Annotated in this window: 3 protein-coding genes; all 3 read right to left on the bottom strand. The window is 58.7% G+C overall.

Annotated elements, in window-relative coordinates; genetic code table 11:
• Positions 1–86: 86 nt before the first annotated feature.
• Positions 87–704 carry a rhomboid family intramembrane serine protease gene (locus tag NA4_RS38030; RefSeq protein ID WP_245671800.1) on the bottom strand — a complete coding sequence of 206 codons (618 nt, stop codon included), beginning with the start codon at positions 702–704 and terminating at the stop codon, positions 87–89.
• A gap of 218 nt (positions 705–922) precedes the next feature.
• Positions 923–1,282, bottom strand: coding sequence for a hypothetical protein (locus NA4_RS38025; protein WP_067481064.1), 360 nt, complete (start codon positions 1,280–1,282; stop codon positions 923–925).
• A 274-nt stretch (positions 1,283–1,556) separates the two neighbouring features.
• The coding region (locus tag NA4_RS38020; RefSeq protein WP_218022533.1) for a hypothetical protein at positions 1,557–1,860 on the bottom strand (304 nt) is incomplete at its 5' end.

Genomic DNA, 1,860 nt, shown 5'->3' with positions numbered 1-1,860 from the left:
GGCTAGTTCGACCACAGCACGATCCAACACCACGCGACAGGTCTACCAGGAATGAACCACGCGAGTGGAGTTGCAGTACTAATCCATCATCGAATTTCCGGCCCCCTACGACGACGGTCAGCGACTACTAAAAGAGCTCCAACCGTCAGGCCAAAAACCAGACCCGTGAGGTGTCCCGCCTTTATCGCATGATGATCCGAAATTACGATATCCAGAGTGATCGCCACGGAAATTCCCACCACCGAAACCGCAATCGAAAACAGGTGGCGCCCCTTGCTCTCGAAGGCAATCGCCAGCAGCATTCCACAGAGGACGAGATAGGCTTGTGAGGCGCCCGAAATATACTCGGCAGGGTGTAGTCGAACGGTAGTCCACTGCGCAACAGCCCCTCCTGCGGTGCCGAGCATCAACACGGTTGTACCACGCATCCACCTCTCCAGCGCAAATCCTGCAGACGCAATAATGAGTGCATTGAAGATCATGTGCTTAAAGTTCACATGCAGCCATTGCGACGCGATCAAGCGCCAGGATTCACTCAGTACAAAATCACTGCCAAGCAGCGCGCCGTACCGAGTAAGCGAGGTTGATCTTTGCTGCTGAAGCGGTCCCTGGTCAAGTAGGAGGGCGACAATGAACCAAGCGACCGGTATGCTGGCAGCCCAGGCGAGCGAAATCATGCCGCGATTAATTTTCACAACAGACACTTTCAATTTTTAGCATATCCTTAAACTGAATTATCGACAAATCGGGACCGCCTACTCGTCGCCGAACGTCACCATTCCTCGTGTAAATGCCTATTCAACGCAATCCTCTGTTTCTGGAGTAGGCTGTGCTAATTTTTTTGCAATAGTATCGGAGATTAATGTGGTCGGTCTAGGCGGCGAGCCCGGATCGAGTGGCATATCGGCTTCCCGGGGCGCAGCTACCGGATCACGGCGGGTTGCTCGCAGGCGGTGGCGCGGGTCGAACCTCGTCCCGGTCGATCGCTTCGTGAGAGCCGCCGTCGCGGGATGGTTGTCGAAATGCCCGGCCGAAGGGCCACCCGCAGCAGGCAATGACCGGCCGCGCGATACGGATAGAATCCACGTAATTCAGTCGACGAGTTCATACGCTGCAACGCCACAACTCGCCGCCGTTGGCCGCCATCGGCGATCTTAACCAGCACACCTTCACTGCGGCAGGCGCGCAGTCGGGCAATATTGCGATGGTAACGGGACTCGGTGAGGTCGCCGAGCAGTTCCCATTTCTCGTTTTCCGCGCCGTGTGACCCGCTGTCGTCCATCGCCGCTCCCGCTGCTGTTGTCTACCGGCCCGAATCGGGCTCTTCGCCAGGCAATCACCGCGGCGAGCGTACTCGCGGTTTGCGATCGGTGGTATGTCAGGGTTCCTGTGGCGTCTCCGCGGCCGGTGCCGGCGGCGAGCGGGTCGAAGAACGACACGAACGCCGGCTCGGGCGGCGGTGAAGGCCAGTCCCACGCCGTAGCCAATTTGCCTGGGGGCGTAACATCCACGTCACGGCCACGGCATCGGGTCGGCAACGATGGGAAGCTGGTTGGTCAGAATCCCGAATGCGATCCCATCACGAACCTTGGCTCTGGTGCAAACCTTTTGATGTCGAGGTTCTGCGTGTTGGCGCTGGAATGTTCGGGGTTGCGGGTGATGGCGTCGGTGGTGTTCGGGTGGTCTTGTTGCCGTCGGTCCGGGACATAACCCGGGTGGATCATGACCGATCCCGCCAACCTCACCACCGACGACATGACCAGCCTGCAACGGCTCGGCAACGCAGCAAAGACCTGAGCCGTCTGGCGAACCATGTCGAGGTGGCTGCGCCTTGCGAGACCGTGGGTGTTTCCCCCCTTA

Source organism: Nocardia amamiensis NBRC 102102 (genome assembly GCF_001612745.1).
Classification (GTDB): Bacteria; Actinomycetota; Actinomycetes; order Mycobacteriales; family Mycobacteriaceae; genus Nocardia; species Nocardia amamiensis.
This window is presented reverse-complemented; position numbering and strand designations above follow the sequence as displayed.

What these genes read in the sequence shown, in the direction of transcription:
- NA4_RS38025 (WP_067481064.1), bottom strand. Translation starts at nt 1,282, where the DNA reads ATGGACGACAGCGGGTCACACGGCGCGGAAAACGAGAAATGGGAACTG.